20 protein-coding genes are annotated in these 20,845 nt (G+C 54.2%); 10 read left to right on the top strand and 10 right to left on the bottom strand.

All coding sequences use genetic code 11. The features are described from left to right. Window positions 1-591: 591 nt before the first annotated feature. From rpmH to P0H77_RS23120, 7 genes are all read left to right on the top strand, one after another. Window positions 592-732, top strand: a complete 141-nt coding sequence (rpmH, locus tag P0H77_RS23150) for a 50S ribosomal protein L34 (protein WP_015369029.1) — start codon at window positions 592-594, stop codon at window positions 730-732. Window positions 733-747: 15 nt separating this feature from the next. Then, complete coding sequence (rnpA, locus tag P0H77_RS23145) at window positions 748-1,107, top strand: ribonuclease P protein component (protein WP_176918529.1); 360 nt, start codon at window positions 748-750, stop codon at window positions 1,105-1,107. Further along, window positions 1,071-1,328: a membrane protein insertion efficiency factor YidD gene (gene yidD / locus P0H77_RS23140; RefSeq protein WP_103676252.1), complete on the top strand. Its 258-nt coding sequence runs from the start codon at window positions 1,071-1,073 to the stop codon at window positions 1,326-1,328. The genes rnpA and yidD overlap by 37 nt, the downstream gene beginning before the upstream one ends. A 2-nt stretch (window positions 1,329-1,330) precedes the next feature. After that, the gene (yidC, locus tag P0H77_RS23135) at window positions 1,331-2,974 is read left to right on the top strand and encodes a membrane protein insertase YidC (RefSeq protein ID WP_276160512.1); all 1,644 of its coding nucleotides are present in this window, start codon (window positions 1,331-1,333) and stop codon (window positions 2,972-2,974) included. A 104-nt stretch (window positions 2,975-3,078) separates the two neighbouring features. Further along, entirely contained in the window at window positions 3,079-4,443 is a 1,365-nt protein-coding gene (gene mnmE / locus P0H77_RS23130; RefSeq protein WP_276160510.1) for a tRNA uridine-5-carboxymethylaminomethyl(34) synthesis GTPase MnmE, read from the top strand. Window positions 4,444-4,829: 386 nt separating this feature from the next. Next, on the top strand, window positions 4,830-5,591 hold the full coding sequence (locus P0H77_RS23125; RefSeq protein ID WP_276160507.1) for a hypothetical protein: 762 nt from the start codon (window positions 4,830-4,832) through the stop codon (window positions 5,589-5,591). A gap of 24 nt (window positions 5,592-5,615) precedes the next feature. Next, window positions 5,616-6,182 (top strand): NADPH-dependent FMN reductase, encoded by a 567-nt coding sequence (locus tag P0H77_RS23120; protein WP_176918535.1) that lies wholly within the window; start codon window positions 5,616-5,618, stop codon window positions 6,180-6,182. Between the two features lie 48 nt (window positions 6,183-6,230). Here the strand turns inward: P0H77_RS23120 and adeP are convergent, their stop codons facing one another. Beyond that, window positions 6,231-7,568: an adenine permease AdeP gene (adeP, locus tag P0H77_RS23115; protein ID WP_276160505.1), complete on the bottom strand. Its 1,338-nt coding sequence runs from the start codon at window positions 7,566-7,568 to the stop codon at window positions 6,231-6,233. A gap of 167 nt (window positions 7,569-7,735) precedes the next feature. Here adeP and yieH point away from each other — a divergent pair, with 167 nt between their 5' ends. Then, a complete protein-coding gene (gene yieH / locus P0H77_RS23110) occupies window positions 7,736-8,401 on the top strand; it encodes a 6-phosphogluconate phosphatase (RefSeq protein ID WP_276160504.1) in 666 nt (221 codons plus the stop codon). Between the two features lie 114 nt (window positions 8,402-8,515). Here yieH and P0H77_RS23105 read toward each other — a convergent pair whose 3' ends face one another. Further along, window positions 8,516-9,688: an alpha/beta hydrolase-fold protein gene (locus tag P0H77_RS23105; RefSeq protein ID WP_276160502.1), complete on the bottom strand. Its 1,173-nt coding sequence runs from the start codon at window positions 9,686-9,688 to the stop codon at window positions 8,516-8,518. Between the two features lie 148 nt (window positions 9,689-9,836). Here P0H77_RS23105 and cbrC point away from each other — a divergent pair, with 148 nt between their 5' ends. Both cbrC and P0H77_RS23095 read left to right on the top strand, forming a co-directional pair. After that, on the top strand, window positions 9,837-10,424 hold the full coding sequence (gene cbrC, locus P0H77_RS23100; protein ID WP_276160485.1) for a PF03691 family colicin E2 tolerance protein CbrC: 588 nt from the start codon (window positions 9,837-9,839) through the stop codon (window positions 10,422-10,424). A 29-nt stretch (window positions 10,425-10,453) separates the two neighbouring features. After that, complete coding sequence (locus P0H77_RS23095) at window positions 10,454-11,359, top strand: ADP-ribosylglycohydrolase family protein (RefSeq protein WP_276160477.1); 906 nt, start codon at window positions 10,454-10,456, stop codon at window positions 11,357-11,359. 42 nt (window positions 11,360-11,401) lie between these two features. Here P0H77_RS23095 and phoU read toward each other — a convergent pair whose 3' ends face one another. From phoU to P0H77_RS23055, 8 genes are all read right to left on the bottom strand, one after another. Beyond that, window positions 11,402-12,127 carry a phosphate signaling complex protein PhoU gene (phoU, locus tag P0H77_RS23090; protein WP_176918541.1) on the bottom strand — a complete coding sequence of 242 codons (726 nt, stop codon included), beginning with the start codon at window positions 12,125-12,127 and terminating at the stop codon, window positions 11,402-11,404. Between the two features lie 14 nt (window positions 12,128-12,141). Further along, window positions 12,142-12,915 (bottom strand): phosphate ABC transporter ATP-binding protein PstB, encoded by a 774-nt coding sequence (gene pstB, locus P0H77_RS23085; RefSeq protein WP_228066299.1) that lies wholly within the window; start codon window positions 12,913-12,915, stop codon window positions 12,142-12,144. A 106-nt stretch (window positions 12,916-13,021) separates the two neighbouring features. Further along, the gene (gene pstA / locus P0H77_RS23080; protein WP_276160452.1) at window positions 13,022-13,912 is read right to left on the bottom strand and encodes a phosphate ABC transporter permease PstA; all 891 of its coding nucleotides are present in this window, start codon (window positions 13,910-13,912) and stop codon (window positions 13,022-13,024) included. Beyond that, window positions 13,912-14,871 carry a phosphate ABC transporter permease PstC gene (gene pstC / locus P0H77_RS23075; protein WP_276160450.1) on the bottom strand — a complete coding sequence of 320 codons (960 nt, stop codon included), beginning with the start codon at window positions 14,869-14,871 and terminating at the stop codon, window positions 13,912-13,914. The genes pstA and pstC overlap by 1 nt, the downstream gene beginning before the upstream one ends. A gap of 125 nt (window positions 14,872-14,996) precedes the next feature. Beyond that, the gene (gene pstS / locus P0H77_RS23070) at window positions 14,997-16,037 is read right to left on the bottom strand and encodes a phosphate ABC transporter substrate-binding protein PstS (RefSeq protein ID WP_276160448.1); all 1,041 of its coding nucleotides are present in this window, start codon (window positions 16,035-16,037) and stop codon (window positions 14,997-14,999) included. A gap of 257 nt (window positions 16,038-16,294) precedes the next feature. After that, window positions 16,295-18,124, bottom strand: coding sequence for a glutamine--fructose-6-phosphate transaminase (isomerizing) (glmS, locus tag P0H77_RS23065; RefSeq protein ID WP_276160443.1), 1,830 nt, complete (start codon window positions 18,122-18,124; stop codon window positions 16,295-16,297). A 223-nt stretch (window positions 18,125-18,347) separates the two neighbouring features. Further along, window positions 18,348-19,718: a bifunctional UDP-N-acetylglucosamine diphosphorylase/glucosamine-1-phosphate N-acetyltransferase GlmU gene (glmU, locus tag P0H77_RS23060; protein ID WP_276160440.1), complete on the bottom strand. Its 1,371-nt coding sequence runs from the start codon at window positions 19,716-19,718 to the stop codon at window positions 18,348-18,350. Between the two features lie 274 nt (window positions 19,719-19,992). After that, complete coding sequence (locus P0H77_RS23055; RefSeq protein WP_276160438.1) at window positions 19,993-20,691, bottom strand: Bax inhibitor-1 family protein; 699 nt, start codon at window positions 20,689-20,691, stop codon at window positions 19,993-19,995. Between the last annotated feature and the right edge of the window lie 154 nt (window positions 20,692-20,845).

Raw genomic sequence — 20,845 nt, 5'->3', positions numbered from 1 at the left:
GGCGGACTCCACTCGAACAAAAGTCGATAAATGACAAAGGCTGAAACGTTCATGATTGTTGACGCACGGCGAAAAGACCCACGTAAGGGTGACGTGCGAACCGCTATCTGCGGTTTTTACCCGATCCGGATCCGTGGATCCGATCGGGAGGCGGATCATAGCGTAAACTGAGCCAGAGATCTTCTGTTTCTCACAGATTCTTCCCGATTTATCCACAGGGAGGATCGCGACTGGCTAAGTGTAAACGATCCTGGCGATGTGGGGCACGATTTAGGCCGCATATCGGAAAAATTAATGAGCAACGACAAAATTTTTCTTAAATGATCTAACGAAGATCCGCCGGGATCCTTGCGCTTTAAACGTGAGGCCGTATAATCCTCCACCCGGCGCGTTAGCCCGTTTTCAGCCTGGGTTTTACTCATGAAAACGTGCGAAAATACGCGGGATATAAGGAAAGAGAATTGACTCCGGAGTGTACAATTATTACAATCCGGCCTCTTTAATCACCCACACTGTGGCGTAAGTCGTTCGAAGTTTGTTCGGTCATACGCAGAAGTCAGTGAATTTATTCAAGTTTAGGTAGAAATCGCCATGAAACGCACTTTTCAACCGTCTGTACTGAAGCGCAACCGTTCTCACGGCTTCCGTGCTCGTATGGCTAATAAAAATGGTCGTCAGGTTTTGGCACGTCGTCGTGCTAAAGGCCGTGCTCGTCTGACCGTTTCTAAGTAATAAAGCTAACCCTGCGTGGTTAAGCTCGCATTTCCCAGGGAGTTACGCTTGTTAACTCCCAGTCATTTCACATTCGTCTTCCAGCAGCCACAACGGGCTGGCACGCCGCAAATTACCATCCTCGGCCGCCTGAATTCGCTGGGGCATCCCCGCATCGGTCTTACCGTCGCCAAGAAAAACGTTAAGCGTGCGCATGAACGCAATCGGATTAAACGTCTGACGCGTGAAAGCTTCCGTTTACGTCAGCATGAACTCCCTGCAATGGATTTCGTGATAGTGGCGAAAAAAGGGGTTGCCGACCTCGATAATCGTGCCCTTACAGAAGCACTGGAAAAATTATGGCGTCGCCACTGTCGGCTGGCTCAAGGGTCCTGATAGCCCTTATCCGGGTCTACCAACGCCTGATCAGTCCGCTGCTTGGGCCCCATTGCCGTTTCACCCCGACCTGTTCGCAATACGGAATTGAGGCATTGCGCAGGTTTGGAATGATAAAAGGCAGTTGGTTGACGGTGAAACGCGTATTAAAATGCCACCCTTTACACCCGGGTGGTGACGACCCCGTCCCGCCCGGACCATTTGATACCAGAGAACACTAACGATGGATTCGCAACGCAATCTTCTAGTCATCGCTTTGTTGTTCGTGTCTTTCATGATCTGGCAAGCGTGGGAGCAGGATAAAAATCCTCAACCCCAGCAGCAGATCACGCAGACTACGACCACCGCAGCGGGTAGTGCCGCAGACCAGGGCGTACCAGCCAGTGGCCAGGGTAAACTGATTACGGTTAAGACCGATGTTCTGGAGCTGACGATCAACACCCGTGGTGGTGACGTTGAGCAGGCGCACCTGTTGACCTACCCGAAAGAGCTGGGTTCTAACGAGCCGTTCCAGTTACTTGAAACCACGCCGCAGTTTATCTACCAGGCGCAGAGTGGCCTGACCGGCCGTGACGGCCCGGATAACCCGGCCAATGGTTCCCGTCCGCTGTATAACGTTGACAGCGATGCGTTTGTGCTGGCCGATGGTCAGAACGAGCTGGCGATCCCGCTGACCTGGACCGATGCCGCTGGTAACACGTTCACCAAGACCTTTGTCCTGAAACGCGGCGAGTTTGCGGTGAACGTTAACTACAACGTGCAGAACGCCAGCGCGAAGCCGCTGGAAGTCTCTACCTTTGGTCAGCTGAAGCAATCCATCGATTTGCCTTCTCATCGCGATACCGGCAGCAGCAACTTTGCGCTGCATACCTTCCGCGGTGCGGCGTACTCAACGCCGGACGAGAAGTATGAAAAATACAAATTTGATAAAATTGCCGACAACGAAAACCTCAACCTGAGTTCTCAGGGTGGTTGGGTTGCCATGTTGCAGCAGTACTTCGCGACCGCGTGGGTACCGCCAGCCAACAGCACTAACAGCTTCTACACCAGCAATCTGGGTAACGGCGTGGCGGCAATCGGCTATAAGTCTCAGCCGCTGCTGGTTCAGCCGGGTCAGACGGGCAATCTGGGCAGCACCCTGTGGGTCGGCCCGGAAATTCAGGATAAAATGGCGGCCGTTGCACCGCACCTGGATTTGACCGTAGATTACGGCTGGCTGTGGTTCATCTCTCAGCCGCTGTTTAAACTGCTGAAATGGATCCATAGCTTCCTGGGTAACTGGGGCTTCTCCATCATCATCATCACCTTTATCGTTCGTGGCATCATGTACCCGCTGACCAAAGCGCAGTACACCTCCATGGCGAAGATGCGTATGCTGCAGCCGAAGATTGCGGCCATGCGTGAGCGTCTGGGCGATGACAAACAGCGTCAGAGCCAGGAGATGATGGCCCTGTACAAAGCGGAGAAGGTTAATCCGCTGGGTGGCTGCTTACCGCTGGTCATTCAGATGCCAATCTTCCTTGCGCTGTACTACATGCTGATGGGCTCCATTGAACTGCGTCATGCGCCGTTCGCCCTGTGGATCCATGACCTGTCCGCACAGGACCCGTACTACATCCTGCCGATCCTGATGGGCCTGACGATGTTCTTCATTCAGAAGATGTCGCCAACCACCGTGACCGACCCGATGCAGCAGAAGATCATGACCTTTATGCCGGTCATCTTCACCGTGTTCTTCCTGTGGTTCCCGTCAGGTCTGGTGCTGTACTATATCGTGAGTAACACCGTGACGATTATCCAGCAGCAGCTGATTTACCGTGGTCTGGAAAAACGTGGCCTGCATAGCCGCGAGAAGAAAAAATCCTGACATAAGCGGTAGGCCGGGTAAGCGCAGCGCCACCCGGCAAAAGGAACAGTGATAAAGGGCGGTCATCTGACCGCCTTTTTTATTGGTAAGCAAAGAGACATAACATGAGCCATAACGACACTATCGTTGCCCAGGCCACCCCTCCAGGACGTGGCGGCGTGGGCATCCTGCGCATCTCCGGCCTGAAAGCTCGCGACGTCGCGCAGGCCGTACTGGGAAAATTGCCTAAGCCACGCTACGCCGATTACCTGCCTTTTCAGGACGCGGACGGCACGGCGCTCGATCAGGGCATCGCGCTATGGTTCCCGGGTCCAAACTCTTTTACCGGCGAAGATGTGCTGGAGCTACAGGGACACGGCGGCCCGGTCATTCTCGATCTGCTGTTAAAACGTATCCTGACCCTCCCCGGCCTGCGCATCGCGAAACCCGGCGAGTTCTCCGAGCGGGCGTTTCTCAACGACAAGCTGGATTTAGCCCAGGCAGAAGCGATTGCTGACCTGATAGACGCCAGTTCCGAGCAGGCGGCACGCTCGGCGCTGAACTCGCTTCAGGGTGCCTTCTCCGCACGGGTGAATCACCTGGTGGAAGCACTCACTCACCTGCGGATCTACGTCGAAGCGGCCATCGACTTCCCGGACGAAGAGATCGACTTTCTTTCCGACGGCAAAATCGAGGCACAGCTTAACGGCGTAATGGCCGATCTGGACGCGGTACGCGCCGAAGCGCGTCAGGGCAGCCTGCTGCGCGAAGGGATGAAAGTGGTGATTGCCGGACGTCCCAACGCCGGTAAATCCAGCCTGCTGAATGCGCTGGCCGGGCGCGACGCGGCGATTGTTACCGACATCGCCGGCACCACGCGCGACGTCCTGCGCGAGCATATTCACATCGACGGGATGCCGCTGCACATTATCGACACCGCCGGGCTGCGCGAAGCCAGCGACGAAGTTGAGCGCATTGGCATCGAGCGCGCCTGGCAGGAGATTGAACAGGCGGACCGCGTACTGTTTATGGTCGACGGCACCACCACCGATGCGGTAGATCCGGCAGATATCTGGCCAGATTTTATTGCCCGTCTGCCCGCAAAGCTGCCGATTACCGTGGTGCGTAACAAGGCCGATATCACCGGCGAAACGCTGGGCTTTAGTGAAGTGAATAATCACTCACTTGTACGCCTTTCTGCGCGCACCGGTGAAGGCGTAAACGTTTTGCGCGATCATCTCAAGCAAAGTATGGGCTTCGATACCCGGATGGAAGGCGGTTTCCTGGCCCGCCGTCGTCATTTGCAGGCGCTGGAAGACGCGGCGAACCATCTTGAGCAGGGCAAAGCGCAACTGCTCGGTGCCTGGGCTGGTGAATTGCTGGCGGAGGAGTTACGCCTTGCTCAGCACAGCCTGAGCGAGATCACCGGCGAGTTTACTTCGGATGATTTGCTGGGACGGATTTTCTCGAGTTTTTGTATCGGGAAATAAGATTGCAAATCTGTACCGGTACGAGCAAAGTTTACTCCTGAGGGACATCAGAAAAGGAGATCATCATGAGTATGGATTACTGGCTTCAGGCTTTTGATAACGGTGAAGACGGCTTTTTTGCCCCCGGATATGATTGAAACGCTGGGGGAGCCTCGTCTTATTACATCGATCCAGGCGCTCTTTGTGGCCAGGCCATTTGGCTGATTGACTTATTGGTTATAAAACGTCGCCACCCGGTTTTTCGCAAAAAGTGCCGCCTGTATCAAATGAATTGTAAAAATGAGGTTCAGGATCTTCTCATTTGCTTCGTTTGCGTTTAAAACGAAAGCGGTTAACCGACAGTATGCTTTTCATCTTTACCACTGACCATTATCACGGAGCGAAAAATGGCTACGCACTTTGCACGAGGGACCCTTGGCGACGGTTATCACCTTTCCATTCGCTTGTCTTCAGCCTGCCATCATCAGGCCCGCCAGCTCCCTGAACACCGCCGAACGCGCTATCTGACCTCCAGAGCGCTACTGGCTGAATTGATGTTCATGCTGTATGGAATTAGCGAGCTGCCAGAAATAATTATTCTGCCCGGTGGCCGGCCCGTTTTTCTTGATACCACGCTGCCGCGTTTTTCAATTGCCTATGCCGGCAATATCGTTGGCGTAGCCTTAACCACCGAAGGCGATTGCGGTCTGGCGCTGGCGCTCCAGCGCGTGATGCCCGGCACCCCTGGCGCGTCGATCCCCCCGCATTACACGTTCACCAGCAATGAAATGCTGTGGATCAACAATCAAAACGATCCCAACGAAGCCAGGGCACAACTATTGTCACTGCGCCAAAGCGTGCTCAAGCTAACGGGTGACGTTGAAGGCGATACGCAGGGATTACAACTGCTGCCGGGTTCAGGGCGTTTGCGAGCGGCGAATACTGCGCAAATTGAGGCGGTCTGCGATGCAGAGGACGTGCTGGTGTGGTCTGTGGCCGTCACGCCTGCCGTTGAGCGCCTGAAGCTCTGGGAATATAGCGGTAAAGGTAACTGGCGCTGCCTGCCGGATGCGCAGGTGCGCGCCAATGAACCTGCCGCGCGTCTGATGCGTTTTACCAGCATAGCTTCCGAAAAAGCGTTTACACTCAACGAATCCGATCAAAAGTAATCTCCATAACACGAAGGAGTCATTATGTCTGATACGTTGAAAGTTGTTACGTTATTGGGAAGTTTGCGCAAAGGGTCATTTAACGCCATGGTCGCGCGTACGCTGCCGAAAATCGCTCCGGCGAACATTCAGGTAAGCGCACTACCGTCGATTGGCGATATTCCTCTGTACGATGCGGATATTCAGCAGGAAGAGGGGTTTCCGGCAAGCGTGGAAGCGCTGGCGGAACAAATCCGCCAGGCAGACGGCGTGGTTATCGTCACGCCGGAATATAACTATTCCGTACCGGGCGGCTTAAAGAACGCTATCGACTGGCTTTCTCGCCTGCCTGAGCAACCGCTGGCGGGCAAACCCGTGCTTATTCAGACCAGTTCTATGGGTGCCATCGGCGGCGCGCGCTGCCAGTATCATCTGCGTCAGATCCTGGTGTTTCTCGACGCGATGGTGATGAACAAGCCGGAGTTTATGGGCGGCGTGATCCAGAATAAAGTGGACCCGCAGACGGGCGAAGTGATTGACCAGAGCACGCTGGATCATCTGACCGGGCAGCTAACGGCGTTTGGTGAATATATACAGCGGGTGAAAGCCTGAAACAAAAAGCCCGGCACTGGCCGGGCTTCAGTTATCGGGCGTCAGCAATCAATGCGCGTCAATAAACACAATCTTCAGTACAAACAGCACCGCGACGATAATCACGCACGGGCTGAGATCGCGCAGACGGCCGGTGCCGATTTTCATTACGCAGTAAGAGATAAAGCCCAGCGCGATACCTTCGGTAATCGAGAAGCTGAACGGCATCATCACCGCGGTAATAAACGCCGGTACGGATTCGGTTAAATCTTCCCACTTCACGCGCGCCAGGCTGGAGGTCATCAGCACGCCAACGTAAATCAGGGCGCCCGCTGCCGCGTAAGACGGCACCATGCCCGCCAGCGGCGAGAGGAAAATGACCAGCAGGAACAGCACGCCGACGACCACTGCCGTCAGACCGGTACGGCCCCCGACGGAAACGCCGGAAGAGGATTCGATATAGGCGGTAACAGAGGATGTGCCGATGAATGAACCGGCCACGGACGAGATACTGTCCACATACAGCGCCTGCTTCATGCGCGGGAATTTGCCCTTCTCATCCGCCAGACCCGCTTTGTCAGTGACGCCAATCAGCGTACCGGAAGAGTCAAACAGGTTAACCAGCATGAAGGAGAAGATCACCCCCGCCAGGCCCAGGTTGAATGAACCGGCCAGATCGACGTGACCAATTACGGAAGTGACGCTCGGCGGCGCGGAGACGATACCGTTATAGTGCACATCGCCTAGCATCCAGCCCAGCAGCGTCGTGACGACGATAGAGACCAGCACCGCCGCGTGAATGTTACGTGACGCCAGAATAGCGATAATAAAGAAACCCAGCACGCCCAGCAGCACGCTGTGCGAGGTCAGGTTACCGATGCTCACCAGCGTTTCCGGGTTGGCGACAATCACGCCCGCGTTTTTCAGCCCCATCATGCCGATAAACAGACCGATACCGCTGGTGATACCAACGCGCAGGCTTACCGGGATATTGGCAATCATCCAGTAGCGCACGCGGAAAATCGTCAGCAGCAGCAGGCCGACCGCGCCCCAGAAAATCGCCCCCATACCCACCTGCCACGGCAGGCCCATCGCCTGAACCACAACAAAGGCAAAGAACGCGTTAAGCCCCATCGCCGGAGCCAGCGCGACCGGCAGATTAGCGAAGACGCCCATCAGGATGCTGCCCAGCGCAGCAATCAGACAGGTAGTGACGAAAACGGCGCTGGTGTCCATCCCTGCCACGCCGAGGATCTGCGGGTTAACGAATACGATGTAAACCATCGTCAGAAAGGTGGTGAACCCGGCAATGATTTCTGTGCGTGCAGTGGTGCCGTGCGCACGTAATTTAAACACGCGCTCAAGTATTCCCTGACCAGATGCCTGGCTGTGGTGTTGTTGACTCATTATCTGTTTCCGAGAAAAGGAGGGAAAATCCGTCGCTATCCTATACCAAAATGAGACAATAGGAAGATTCATGAGAGACTTTTTTCATTGATTTTGCTTATACGGCAACGATTGCGTGGCATAAATTTCAGCAGATAAACGTTAAACTTGTTAAAAGGGAAACAGGCATGTCCCACATTGAAGCAGTATTTTTCGATTGCGACGGTACGCTGGTAGATAGTGAAGTGATTTGTTCTCGCGCCTATGTGCATATGTTCCAGCAGTACGGCATCACCCTCGATCTGGAAACGATTTTTAAGCGTTTTAAAGGGGTTAAGCTTTACGAGATCATCGATACCATTAACGCCGAGTATGGGGTTAACCTGGCGAAAGCCGATTTAGAAACCGTGTATCGCGCTGAGGTGGCCCGCCTGTTTGATTCTGAGCTGGTGGGTATCACGGGCGCCAACGCACTGCTGGACAGCGTAACAGTGCCGATGTGCGTGGTCTCTAACGGCCCGGTGAGCAAAATGCAGCACTCGTTAGGGCGCACCGGCATGCTGCACCATTTTCCGGAAAAATTGTTCAGCGGGTATGATATCCAGCGCTGGAAACCCGATCCGGCGCTGATGTTTCACGCGGCGAAAGCGATGAACGTCAATGCGGAACATTCGGTGCTGGTGGATGATTCCGTTGCCGGGGCGCAATCCGGGATCGCCGCGGGAATGGAAGTGTTCTATTTTTGCGCCGATCCGCATAATAAGCCTATCGAGCATCCGAAGGTGACGACGTTTACCGATCTGGCGCAGCTGCCGGAACTGTGGCGCGCTCGTGGCTGGAATATTACGCGGTAAATGCCGGGCGGCGGCTTCGCCTTGCCCGGCCTACAAAACCCAACAATATCCGCGCGTTACCGTATAACCGTAGGCCCGGTAAGCGCAGCGCCACCGGGCACCCGGTCAACGGACTTATTTAAACAGCTTCTGCACAAACCTGGCATACGCAGGACGCCAGACGTCCATTTCATGCCCCAGTCCAGGATAAACGGTGTAGTCATTATGAATACCCTGTTTATCCAGCTGCGCTTTTAGTCCCTTGATATCTTTCCCCGTTACCTCATCATTTTCGCCGATCACCAATGTGAAGTTACGTAATTGCTGGTTGATGGACTGAGGATCCGCCAGGCGTTGCGTAACCTTTTCATCCGGCACGGTGACCGTCGTGACGCCACTAAACAGCCCCAGCCAGCCGAAGCTTTCCGGATGTCTTAGTGCAGAAAGCTCCGCCTGATAGCCCCCCTGGGAAAGCCCGGCGATTGCCCGCCCTTCGGCATCCTTACGCACGTTATAGTGTTGAGTAATCAGCGGGATGATATCGTGTATCAGTTCCCGGTCGCCAAGCGTGGCGTTGGGGAGATAAAACTGCGAGCGAATATCAGCGTAGCGATAGCTTTCTGGCGTTGTCGTGGCCGTCTCCGTTTCCGTCTCAGGCACCACTACCACCATCGGTTTGATTTTCCGCTCTGCCAGCAGGTTATCCATCATCTGCGGAATACGTCCCTGATTGATGGCCGAAAGGGTGGTATCGCCAAAGCCGTGATAGTAGTACAGCACCGGCAGCGGCTCTTTTGTTGCGTTATATCCCGGCGGCGTCCAGACATAGATCTGACGTTCGGCATTGAGTTCGCGGGAATGATAGGTCAACAAATGCAGTTCGCCGTGAGGCACATTACGCACGTCGAGCAGGCTACCCGGCACAAGCACCAGACTGGTATTCACCTGCCGCTGCGGCTTGGTGTAAGGCGCGCCGGAGTCAATCGTACGCAGGCCGTCGACTTCATAAAAATATTCGTACAGATTGCCGGGCATTACCGCGCTGGTCCATGTCCAGACGCCGTTAGCATTTTTTTGCATAACATGCGTGACGTGGCTTTCATCGGTCGCACCGGTGACGACATTCACCTTTTTCGCCTCGGGTGCCCAGAGCCTGAAGGTCACGGTTTTATCAGCATTCACCTGCGTAATAAACTGGTTAACGGGTGCATTTTCACCGGGCTCCGGAAGGGTCGATGCCGCCTGAACCTGATACATAAATGCGCCTGTAGCGAGGGAAACCGCGAGGGAGAGAGCAATCTTTTTCATGAGCGAATCCTTGCAGAATGATTAACCGCAAAACAATAACAAAGGTGACTATACCGTTCTGTGATGAGTGGCAAAAACCAGACTGTTAATTCTGTGAAGGTTGCTTTAACGTAGTTGTAGTCATCATCATTACTAACAGGATGTTTTTATGTCTCATACTCACAGACCGCTACCCACGTTCAGGTACCATCCACAGCCGCTGGAAACCGGCGCGTTTGAGCAGGATAAGACGGTCGCCTGCGACTGCTGCGAACAGTCGACGCCAGTTTATTACACCAGCCCCTTTTACAGCGTTGACGATATTGATCACCTCTGTCCGTGGTGCATCGCCGACGGTAAGGCCGCTGAAAAATACGCAGGCAGTTTCCAGGATGACGCCAGTATTGAAGGGATTGAAGCCCGTTATGATGAAGATGGCGAATTTAGCGGTGCGCAAATACCGTATTCTGATGAGAGTCTCAAAGAACTAACCGAGCGTACTCCGGGCTACCGCGGCTGGCAGCAGGAGCACTGGCTGGCACACTGTGGTGATTTCTGCGCCTTTATCGGCTACGTCGGTTGGGAAGAAATTAAAGACCGCCTTGATGAGTTTGCCAGCCTTGAAGAAGACTGCGCGGACGTTGGTATACATTATGATGATTTACCGAAATATCTGCGTAACGACGGCGATTGCCAGGGCTATCTGTTTCGCTGCCTGAAATGTGGAAAGTTACGCCTGTGGGCTGATTTTTCATGATCGGTAGTCAAATTAAGGAGTAAGCGTTTATGCCGGATTTACTGTCCCGCTATCAGGGCTGTTTACTGGGACTGGCCAGTGGCGATGCGGTGGGAACGACCGTCGAGTTCCGGGCCAAAGATTCCTTTACGCCGCTCACCACCATGCAGGGCGGCGGCCCGTTTAATCTGAAGGCCGGGCAGTGGACGGATGATACCTCAATGGCGCTGTGCCTCGCGCAAAGCCTGGTAACCTGTCGCGGGTTTGATGCGGGCGATCAGATGAACCGCTATCTCAACTGGTGGCGCTGGGGCTATTTCAGCTCAACCGGGGAGTGCTTCGACATCGGCAGCACCGTCGCGCGAGCGCTGGGAAAATTCGCGCTGGACGGCAATCCGTACGCGGGTTCGGAAGCGCCGGACTCTGCCGGTAATGGCTCGCTGATGCGTCTCGCACCGGCAGTGCTGTATTACTATCCGGAGCGTCAACAGGCGCTGGATTTTGCCGAAGCCTCATCGCGCACCACTCACGCCGCACCGGAAGCCATCGCCAGTTGCCGCCTCTTCGCGCAGTATTTGCTTAATGCGCTGAGCGGAAAAGACAAAGAAGAAACGCTTTCTGCACTGGAGGAGCTGCCGCCGCAGGAAAATCTGCGTCAGATTGCCCTGGGCAGCTATCGCCAGAAACCACGTTCGGCCATTCACGGCACCGGCTATTGCGTGCAAAGCCTTGAAGCCGCGCTATGGTGCTTTTATCACGGTGCGGATTTTGAAGAGACGATCCTGCTGGCGGCTAATCTTGGCGACGATGCCGACACTACTGCCGCGATAGCCGGGCAACTGGCAGGGGCGTTTTACGGCGTGGAAGGCATCCCTGAAGCGTGGCGGGAGCGGCTGTGGCAGTATGAGGATATTGACGCGCTGGCGCGGCAACTGCTGGAGAAACCGCAGGTGTAGTATGTCTCGCCGGAAGGTTTCACCACCCGGCGAGGCACAATATCACTCTTTCGGATCGCGGCCTGCCAGCAGCTTATCCAGTTCATCGCCGCCCACGTGACGGAAATCCTGCCCCTTCACGAAGTAGAAGATAAACTCGCAGATATTCTGGCAGCGGTCGCCGATGCGCTCGATAGAGCGCGCGCAGAACAGTGCGGTGAGCACGCTGGGGATGGTACGCGGATCTTCCATCATGTAGGTCATCAACTGACGCACAATGCCTTCATATTCCTGATCCACTTTTTTATCTTCACGATAAATTCGTACCGCTTCGTCCAGATCCATACGGGCGAAGGCATCCAGCACGTCATGCAGCATCTGCACCGTGTGTCGCCCCAGCGACTCAAGGCTTACCAGCAGCGGCTGGTGCTGCTGGGAGAATTTTTCCAGCGCGGTACGGCAGATTTTGTCCGCCACATCACCAATACGTTCCAGCTCGGCGATAGTTTTGATGATCGCCATGACCAGGCGCAGGTCGCTTGCCGTCGGCTGACGTTTGGCGATAATGCGCACGCAGGCTTCATCGATGGCCACTTCCATCATATTGACCTGCTTGTCGCCTTCTACCACCCGCTTAGCCAGTTCGCTATCCTGATTGTGCATCGCAGTGATCGCATCCGATAACTGCTGTTCCACCAGGCCGCCCATCGTCATCACTTCGGTACGAATATGTTCCAGTTCAGCGTTAAACTGGCCGGAAATGTGTTTATTGAGGTTAAGGTTTTCCATGACGCACTCCTGAATCAACCGTAGCGGCCGGTGATATAGTCTTCAGTCTGTTTTTTGGCGGGCTTGGTAAACAGATCGTCCGTGTTGCTGAACTCGATCAGCTCGCCAAGATACATAAACGCCGTGTGATCGGAACAACGTGCCGCCTGCTGCATGTTGTGGGTCACGATCACTACGGTATAGTCCTGTTTTAATTCGGTAATCAGCTCTTCAATGCGCCCGGTTGAAATCGGGTCCAGCGCCGAGCATGGCTCATCCAGCAGCAGAACATCCGGGCGAATAGCAATCCCTCGCGCGATGCACAAACGCTGCTGTTGTCCGCCAGAGAGGGAGTAACCGCTCTGGTGAAGCTTATCTTTGGTCTCGTTCCACAGGGCGGCTTTGGTTAATGCCCACTGTACGCGCTCATCCATATCGGCGCGGGAGAGCTTTTCAAACAGGCGTACGCCAAAGGCGATATTGTCATAGATGGACATCGGGAACGGCGTCGGCTTCTGGAAAACCATTCCGACTTTGGCACGCAGCAGGGCGATATCCTGGGCGTGGTTAAGAATGTTTTCGCCATCCAGCAGGATTTCACCTTCCGCGCGCTGCTCCGGATACAATTCGTACATCTTATTAAAAGTACGCAGCAGCGTGGATTTACCACAGCCTGATGGCCCGATGAACGCCGTCACCTGATTTTTGGCAATCTCCAGGTTAATATTTTTCAGGGCATGGAATTTGCCGTAGTAGAAGTTCAAATCGCGAACCTGAATTTTACCCGGTGCCGTGTTAACCATACTCATCTCAATCTCTTCCTCATCATGCCTGATGGCGCTTCGCTTATCAGGCCTACAAATGTCTTCAATCGTAGGCCGGATAAGGCGTTACGCCGCCATCCGGCACTTCGTCTTAACCGTGTTTCTTCTTCGCGAAAATAACGCGCGCCAGAATATTCAGTAACAGTACGCACAGGGTGATGATCAGCACGCCTGCCCAGGCCAGCTGCTGCCACTCCGCAAACGGACTCATCGCAAATTTAAAGATGGTCACCGGCAGGTTGGCGATCGGCTGCATCATATCGGTGCTCCAGAACTGGTTGGAGAGCGCGGTAAACAGCAGCGGGGCCGTTTCACCGGCGATACGGGCAATTGCCAGCAGCACACCGGTCATAATGCCGGAGACTGACGCTTTCAGGGTGATCGCAGAGATCATCTTCCACTTTGGCGTTCCCAGCGCGTAGGCCGCTTCGCGCAGGCTATCCGGCACCAGCTTGAGCATGTTTTCAGTGGTACGGATGACGATCGGCACCTGCAACAGCGCCAGCGCAATAACGCCCGCCCAGCCGGAGAAGTGCTGCATCTGCGCCACCACCACGGTATAAACAAACAGACCTACCACAATCGACGGGGCTGAGAGGAGAATGTCGTTAATGAAACGGATCACCTCTGCCAGCAAGGATTTACGGCCATATTCCGCCAGATAAATTCCCGCCATAATGCCAAGCGGCGTTCCAAACACGGTAGCCCACAAAATCAGCAGGCCGCTACCGGCCAGCGCATTCGCCAGCCCGCCGCCCGCGGTGTTCGGCGGCGGCGTCATTTCGGTAAACAGCGCCAGCGACATTCCGTCAAAACCACGCGTAATGGTGGACATCAGGATCCAGATCAGCCAGAACAGACCGAACGCCATCGTCGCCATGGAGAGGGTCAGGGCAATGCGGTTTTTCAGGCGGCGGCGAGCCTGCATCTTGCGACGGGATTCTGCCAACGCCACCGTGTTTTGCATGTCGAGCGTAGCCATCAGCGCGCCCCCTCATTTTTCGCCAGGCGCATTACCATAAATTTGGAGATAGCCAGCACGATAAAGGTAATCACAAACAGGATCAGCCCCAGCTCCATCAGCGCCGCAACGTGCAGGCCGGATTCCGCCTCGGCAAATTCGTTCGCCAGTGCGGAAGTGATACTATTGCCCGGCATATACAGCGAGACGCTATCAAGCTGGTAGGTGTTGCCGATAATAAAGGTCACCGCCATGGTTTCACCCAGCGCGCGTCCCAGGCCGAGCATAACGCCGCCGATCACGCCATTTTTGGTGAACGGAAGCACAATGCGCCAAATCACCTCCCAGGTGGTGCAGCCAATACCGTAGGCCGACTCTTTCATCATCACCGGGGTTTGTTCGAAGACATCACGCATGACTGCGGCAATGTAGGGGATGATCATAATGGCGAGGATCACCCCCGCTGCCAGGATACCGATACCAAACGCCGGACCGGAGAACAGCGCGCCAACAAACGGAATGTTGGAAAGGATGTTGCCGACCGGCTCCTGAAAATAGGTGGCAAACAGCGGCGCGAAAATAAACAGTCCCCACATGCCGTAAACAATACTGGGGATAGCGGCCAGAAGCTCAATCGCGATACCGAGCGGGCGCTTCAGCCAGGCGGGGGCCAGCTCCGTCAGAAACAGGGCGATACCGAAGCTCACCGGAACCGCAATCAGCAGGGCGATAATGGAGGTCGCCAGGGTACCGTAGATGGGCACCAGCGCGCCGTAGATATCGTTAGGGGCATCCCACTCTTTAGTCCACAGGAAAGAGAAACCGAATTTCTCAATACTGGGCCACGAGGAGATGATCAGCGAGACGATAATACCGCCCAGCATAAATAGCACAATCAGCGCAGCCAGTCTTACCAGCGCGCTGAATATCATGTCACCTTTTTTACCCGGCGGGTTAATTACACCCCTGGTTGCAGCCATAAATCACTCTTTAGTTAACGACGTCTTACGAAATTGCCCGGTGGCGCTGGCGCTTACCGGGCCTACAGTTTGTAGCTGTAAGGCGGGACGCTGTGCGCCACCGCCATTTTCGTCAGTATATCTACTTAGTACAGCGCTTTACCGCTGCTGTCTTTCACGTTGGTTTTCCATGCAGCACGAACCTGCTCAACCACGTTATCCGGCAGAGTAGCGTAATCCAGGTCATTCGCCTGTTTCGCGCCTTCTTTATACGCCCAGTCGAAGAACTTCAGCACTTCAGCGCCCTGCTCAGGTTTTTTCTGCTCTTTGTGCACCAGGATAAAGGTGGTGGAGGTAATCGGCCACGCATCATCGCCTTTCTGGTTAGTCAGGTCCTGAGCGAAGGATTTGCTCCAGTCCACGCCTTTCGCCGCGTTAGCAAAGCTGTCTTCGGTCGGGCTTACCGGCTTACCGTCAGCATCAACCAGTTTGGTGTACGCCAGGTTGTTCTGCTTAGCATAAGCATATTCTACATAGCCGATTGAACCCGGCAGACGCTGTACGAATGCAGCGATGCCATCGTTACCTTTACCGCCCAGACCGGTCGGCCAGTTTACGGTAGAGCCTGCGCCCACTTTCGATTTCCACTCGTCATTAACTTTCGACAGGTAGCTGGTGAAGACGAAAGAAGTACCGGAACCGTCTGCGCGACGAACCACGGCGATATTCTGCGAAGGCAGTTTCAGGCCCGGGTTCAATTTGGTGATAGCCGCATCATCCCACTTCTTGATTTTACCAAGATAGATGTCGCCCAGCGTTTTGCCATCCAGTATCAGCTCACCGGATTTCAGGCCAGGAATGTTTACCGCCAGTACCACGCCGCCGATCACGGTCGGGAACTGGAACAGGCCTTCCTGCTGCAGTTTTTCGTCAGATAAAGGAGCGTCAGAAGCACCGAAATCAACGGTGTTCGCGATGATTTGTTTTACGCCGCCGGAGGAGCCGATACCCTGATAGTTGATCTTGTTGCCGGTAGATTTGTTATAGGTGTCGGCCCATTTGGCATACACCGGCGCAGGGAAAGTTGCACCTGCACCTGTCAGGCTTGCCGCCGCGTTAACAGCGAAAGCGCTCATGGATAAGGTCGCGGTGACAACCGTTGCGACAGTGGTACGCATAACGTTCATAATGTCTCCTGCTGGGATTCGTAAATCATTGTTAAGTGGCTACGAAGAGCAAAATAGGACAATCAGGTGACAGTTATATGTAAGGTTTATGACAGTTTAATGACAGCGGGCAAGAGTAAAAGATAAGATTTAAAAAACACTGCTTAAACAACACATTAATAACGATAATAAAAATAAGACGCTATAAAAATTATATTTTTATGACATAAAAAACAGTAAGAGAGAAACGGCCCTGCGTATGCAGGGCCGTTCTGATGTTATTCTACCGTTACCGACTTCGCCAGATTGCGCGGCTGATCCACATCGGTACCTTTAATCAGCGCGACGTGATACGCCAGTAGCTGCAGAGGTACGGTGTAGAAAATCGGCGCGATGACTTCTTCAACATGCGGCATCTCAATAATGTGCATATTGTCACTGCTGGAGAAACCGGCATCGCGATCGGCAAAGACATACAGCTGACCGCCGCGAGCGCGGACCTCTTCAATGTTGGATTTCAGTTTTTCTAACAGATCGTTATTTGGCGCGACCACGATAACCGGCATATCAGCGTCAATTAACGCCAGCGGGCCGTGTTTCAGTTCACCAGCCGCATACGCTTCAGCATGAATGTAGGAAATCTCCTTCAGCTTCAGCGCGCCTTCCAGCGCAATCGGATACTGATCGCCGCGTCCGAGGAACAGCGCGTGGTGCTTGTCGGAGAAATCTTCCGCCAGCGCTTCAATGCGCTTGTCCTGCGATAGCATCTGCTCAATACGGCTCGGCAACGCCTGTAGTCCGTGAACAATGTCATGCTCGACGGCAGCGTCCAGCCCCTTCAGACGCGCCAGCTTCGCTACCAGCATCAGCAGCACGGTCAGTTGGGTGGTGAAGGCTTTCGTCGACGCCACGCCGATTTCCGTACCGGCGTTGGTCATCATCGCCAGATCGGATTCGCGCACCAGTGAAGAGCCCGGAACGTTACAAATAGCCAGCGATCCCAGGTAGCCCAGCTCTTTGGAGAGGCGCAGCCCCGCCAGAGTATCTGCCGTTTCGCCAGACTGAGACAAGGTGATCATCAGACTGTTACGACGCACGGCAGATTTGCGGTAGCGGAATTCGGAGGCGATTTCCACATCGCACGGAATACCCGCCAGCGATTCGAACCAGTAGCGGGAAACCATTCCTGAGTTGTAAGAGGTGCCGCAGGCGATGATTTGAATGTGCTCCACCTGCGCCAGCAGGTCGTTGGCATTCGGGCCCAGCTCGCTTAAATCTACCTCGCCGTGGCTGATACGTCCGGTGAGAGTATTTTTAATCGCATTCGGCTGTTCGTAGATCTCTTTCTGCATGTAATGACGGTAGATACCTTTGTCACCCGCGTCATATTGCAGACTGGATTCGATATCCTGACGTTTCACCTCTGCGCCAGTTTTATCGAAAATGGAGACGGTACGGCGGGTCACTTCTGCGATATCACCCTCTTCGAGGAAGATAAAGCGACGCGTCACCGGCAGCAGCGCCAGCTGGTCTGAGGCGATAAAGTTTTCACCCATGCCGAGGCCGATCACAAGCGGGCTGCCTGAACGAGCCGCCAGCAGGGTATCCGGTTTACGGGTATCCATGATCACCGTGCCGTAGGCACCGCGAAGCTGCGGGATAGTACGCAGCACGGCATCGCGCAGCGTGCCGCCCTGTTCCAGCTCCCAATGCACTAAGTGAGCAATCACTTCGGTGTCGGTTTCGGAGACAAAGGTATAGCCGCGTGCTTTTAGCGTTTCACGCAGCGGTTCATGGTTTTCGATGATGCCGTTATGCACCACTACAATGTGTTCAGAGACATGCGGGTGCGCATTCGCTTCTGACGGTTCGCCGTGGGTCGCCCAGCGAGTGTGAGCAATACCGGTTCCGCCGTGCAGCGGATGATCTTCCGCCGCCTGAGAAAGCATTTGCACTTTACCGAGGCGACGCAGACGGGTCATATTCCCTTCGTTGTCGACCACTGCCAGACCGGCAGAGTCGTAGCCACGGTATTCCAGACGACGTAAACCCTCGAGAAGGATTTCCGCTACATCACGCTGCGCGATAGCGCCAACAATTCCACACATAGTTTTTGATTCCGATTTTGGCGTAATGCCATGCGTTGTCGGTCAACCTGTTATGCCCGTTGTTACGAGCGCCCCGAGCCTTGTAGAGAGTGGGGTTATTTTTATGGGTGCTGCTTTTTGGGCGGGAAATATATGTTTATCTCCTCTGCCCTGGTCTGCATGCCGGATGGCGCTTCGCTTATCCGGCCTACAAAATGTCATCGAACGCGGTAAGACTACATCATTACTTTTTCTTCACCGGACGCTGCCAGCCCCGTTTGTGGGCCTGCGGTACGCGGCTTAATACCAGTTCGTTATCGGCAACATTGCGCGTGACGGTGGTGCCTGCGGCAATCGTCGCACCGTTACCCACGCTGACTGGCGCCACCAGTTGGGTGTCAGAGCCAACAAAGACATCGTTGCCAATAATCGTTTTATGCTTATTCGCGCCGTCGTAATTACAGGTAATGGTGCCTGCGCCAATATTAACGTTATCGCCAATGTCCGCGTCGCCAAGATAGCTCAGATGACCTGCCTTAGAGCCTTTACCCAACCGCGCTTTTTTCATCTCAACGAAGTTGCCGACGTGCGCGCCTTCCCGCAGTTCCGCGCCCGGCCGTAGCCGCGCGAACGGGCCAATAGTACAGGCGGCATCAAGATGCGCATCTTCAACCACGCTATACGGGCTGATCTCACAGTCGTCGCCAATGACGCTGTTTTTGATCACGCAACCTGCGCCGATTTTCACGCGATGCCCCAGCGTGACGTCACCCTCAAGGATAACGTTAGTATCAATTTCGATATCGCGCCCGTGTTGCAGCGTCCCGCGCAGATCAAAACGCGCCGGGTCGCGCAACATGACGCCTGCCAGCAGCAGTTTTTCCGCCTGCTCAGACTGATAAACGCGCTCCAGACGGGAGAGCTGAAGACGGTTGTTGACGCCTTCCACTTCGCTCAGACGCTGCGGGTGGACGGCGGCGATTTCATGTCCTTCCTGCCACGCCATCGCAATAATATCAGTGATGTAGTATTCGCCCTGGGCGTTGTTATTGTTAAGCTTTGCCAGCCAGCGCTTCATATCCGCGCCGTTAGCAATCAGGATACCGGTATTAATTTCCTGAATTTGACGCTGCTCTTCAGTCGCGTCTTTATGCTCAACGATGCCGGTGACGCTGCCGTTTTCACGGGTAATGCGGCCATAGCCCGTCGGATCGTCAAGTTTAACGGTCAGTAAGCCGATACCGCCCTGCGGTTTGGCCTCACGCAGACGCTGTAAAGTGTCAACAGAGATCAGCGGCACATCGCCGTAGAGCATCAGGATATCTTCGTCATCCGCAAAAAATGGCGCAGCCTGCTGCATAGCATGACCGGTGCCCAGTTGTTCCGCCTGAAGGATCCAGTTCAGGTTGTCGTCGCGCAGCGTGTGCTTCAGCAAATCGCCGCCGTGCCCGTAAACAAGATGAACCTTCGTTGCCCCTGAATGGTTAGCAGCATCAATGACATGCTGCACCATAGGCTTACCGCCCAGGGTGTGTAGCACCTTAGGAAGATCGGAATACATGCGCGTGCCTTTGCCTGCGGCAAGGATCACTACGCTCATCGCACTGTTTGCCATACGCGTCCTGACTGTAATGTAAGTAAGAAGTAGATAACTTTCCCGTTGAAAACTCTACATATTTTTCACAAGAAAATGAAGCGCCGCGAAAACACGCAACGTAGCAGAATATCAGTGAGATTATCAGTGACAAGTCAGGTATTTACCGCATGAATTTTACTTTTCAGGCGGTTATTTCCTGAAAAACCTTTGTTTTTATTATTCTTTTTATGCACAAAGAAAGCATAAAAAAACCAGCGGTTTTAGCGCTGGTTTTAAAGAGATCCGGGTAAGATTAATTACGCGACATAAAAATACGCAGCACGTACCAGAACATAGTCGCAATGGAGGCAAACAGATGTAATGCCGCACCCGCCGGGCGATCGACCGGATAGTGATGAATGATATTAGAAGTGTCATAGAGTACGAAGCCCGCGCACAGCAGTACCATCAATGCCGAAAACCAGACGCCCAGCGAGAAACCGCAAATCACGCTGGCGATAATCGCGCCCAGGGCGATAAAGCCTGCCATTGTTAGTATTGAGCGCATAAACGAAAAATCTTTTTTCGTGGTAAACGCCGTAAAGGTGAGGCCGCCCACCAGCAGCAGCGTGGTAATGCCTGCCGCCCCAATAATCGCGGGATTAATATACGCCGCGAGCGTCAGCAACGGAGCAAAGATCAGGGATTCAGCCAGCACGTAGATGCCCAGGCCAATAAGCTGAGTGTGGTTAGCGTCAGCGCCATCCGCCAGACGCGTCGCCAGCATGCTGACCAGCATAAACGCGCCAAGTACCACCAGCCAGCCGTACTTGCCGCCGACCATCAGCACCTCCAGCATCATGTCGCCGATCCCGGTAAACATTAATGCGCCGCTGAGCACGATAAATCCCATAATCGCAGCCGCCAGATGCAGATAGGCCCGACGGATAAAAGTAATACGATCGGTATGCAGGCCCGGCAGTGGGCCAGCAAAGGATGGCTTGAATGACATAGTAATGATCCTTCATTTATGGCAATAAAACTGACCGGGTTACCCTTTACCGCAAGCGCAGGTGAAGCCGATCTTATGCGAAAGCGTCAAGTCGCACGCCCCCGAAGAAGGAGCGTTTATTCAACCAGGCGTGTTTTTAACACGGATAGTTTAT

The organism is Superficieibacter sp. HKU1 (assembly GCF_029319185.1).
GTDB lineage: Bacteria > Pseudomonadota > Gammaproteobacteria > Enterobacterales > Enterobacteriaceae > Superficieibacter.
This window is presented reverse-complemented; position numbering and strand designations above follow the sequence as displayed.

Excerpts from the sequence above, each read along its gene's own strand:
- P0H77_RS23105 (WP_276160502.1), bottom strand. The coding sequence starts at position 9,688 with ATGAAAAAGATTGCTCTCTCCCTCGCGGTTTCCCTCGCTACAGGCGCA.
- pstC (WP_276160450.1), bottom strand. The coding sequence starts at position 14,871 with ATGGCTGCAACCAGGGGTGTAATTAACCCGCCGGGTAAAAAAGGTGAC.
- P0H77_RS23120 (WP_176918535.1), top strand. The coding sequence starts at position 5,616 with ATGTCTGATACGTTGAAAGTTGTTACGTTATTGGGAAGTTTGCGCAAA.
- glmU (WP_276160440.1), bottom strand. The coding sequence starts at position 19,718 with ATGGCAAACAGTGCGATGAGCGTAGTGATCCTTGCCGCAGGCAAAGGC.
- rpmH (WP_015369029.1), top strand. The coding sequence starts at position 592 with ATGAAACGCACTTTTCAACCGTCTGTACTGAAGCGCAACCGTTCTCAC.
- mnmE (WP_276160510.1), top strand. The coding sequence starts at position 3,079 with ATGAGCCATAACGACACTATCGTTGCCCAGGCCACCCCTCCAGGACGT.
- yieH (WP_276160504.1), top strand. The coding sequence starts at position 7,736 with ATGTCCCACATTGAAGCAGTATTTTTCGATTGCGACGGTACGCTGGTA.
- pstB (WP_228066299.1), bottom strand. The coding sequence starts at position 12,915 with ATGAGTATGGTTAACACGGCACCGGGTAAAATTCAGGTTCGCGATTTG.
- phoU (WP_176918541.1), bottom strand. The coding sequence starts at position 12,127 with ATGGAAAACCTTAACCTCAATAAACACATTTCCGGCCAGTTTAACGCT.
- glmS (WP_276160443.1), bottom strand. The coding sequence starts at position 18,124 with ATGTGTGGAATTGTTGGCGCTATCGCGCAGCGTGATGTAGCGGAAATC.
- adeP (WP_276160505.1), bottom strand. The coding sequence starts at position 7,568 with ATGAGTCAACAACACCACAGCCAGGCATCTGGTCAGGGAATACTTGAG.
- P0H77_RS23055 (WP_276160438.1), bottom strand. The coding sequence starts at position 20,691 with ATGTCATTCAAGCCATCCTTTGCTGGCCCACTGCCGGGCCTGCATACC.
- P0H77_RS23095 (WP_276160477.1), top strand. The coding sequence starts at position 10,454 with ATGCCGGATTTACTGTCCCGCTATCAGGGCTGTTTACTGGGACTGGCC.
- cbrC (WP_276160485.1), top strand. The coding sequence starts at position 9,837 with ATGTCTCATACTCACAGACCGCTACCCACGTTCAGGTACCATCCACAG.
- yidD (WP_103676252.1), top strand. The coding sequence starts at position 1,071 with ATGGCGTCGCCACTGTCGGCTGGCTCAAGGGTCCTGATAGCCCTTATC.
- yidC (WP_276160512.1), top strand. The coding sequence starts at position 1,331 with ATGGATTCGCAACGCAATCTTCTAGTCATCGCTTTGTTGTTCGTGTCT.
- pstA (WP_276160452.1), bottom strand. The coding sequence starts at position 13,912 with ATGGCTACGCTCGACATGCAAAACACGGTGGCGTTGGCAGAATCCCGT.
- P0H77_RS23125 (WP_276160507.1), top strand. The coding sequence starts at position 4,830 with ATGGCTACGCACTTTGCACGAGGGACCCTTGGCGACGGTTATCACCTT.
- pstS (WP_276160448.1), bottom strand. The coding sequence starts at position 16,037 with ATGAACGTTATGCGTACCACTGTCGCAACGGTTGTCACCGCGACCTTA.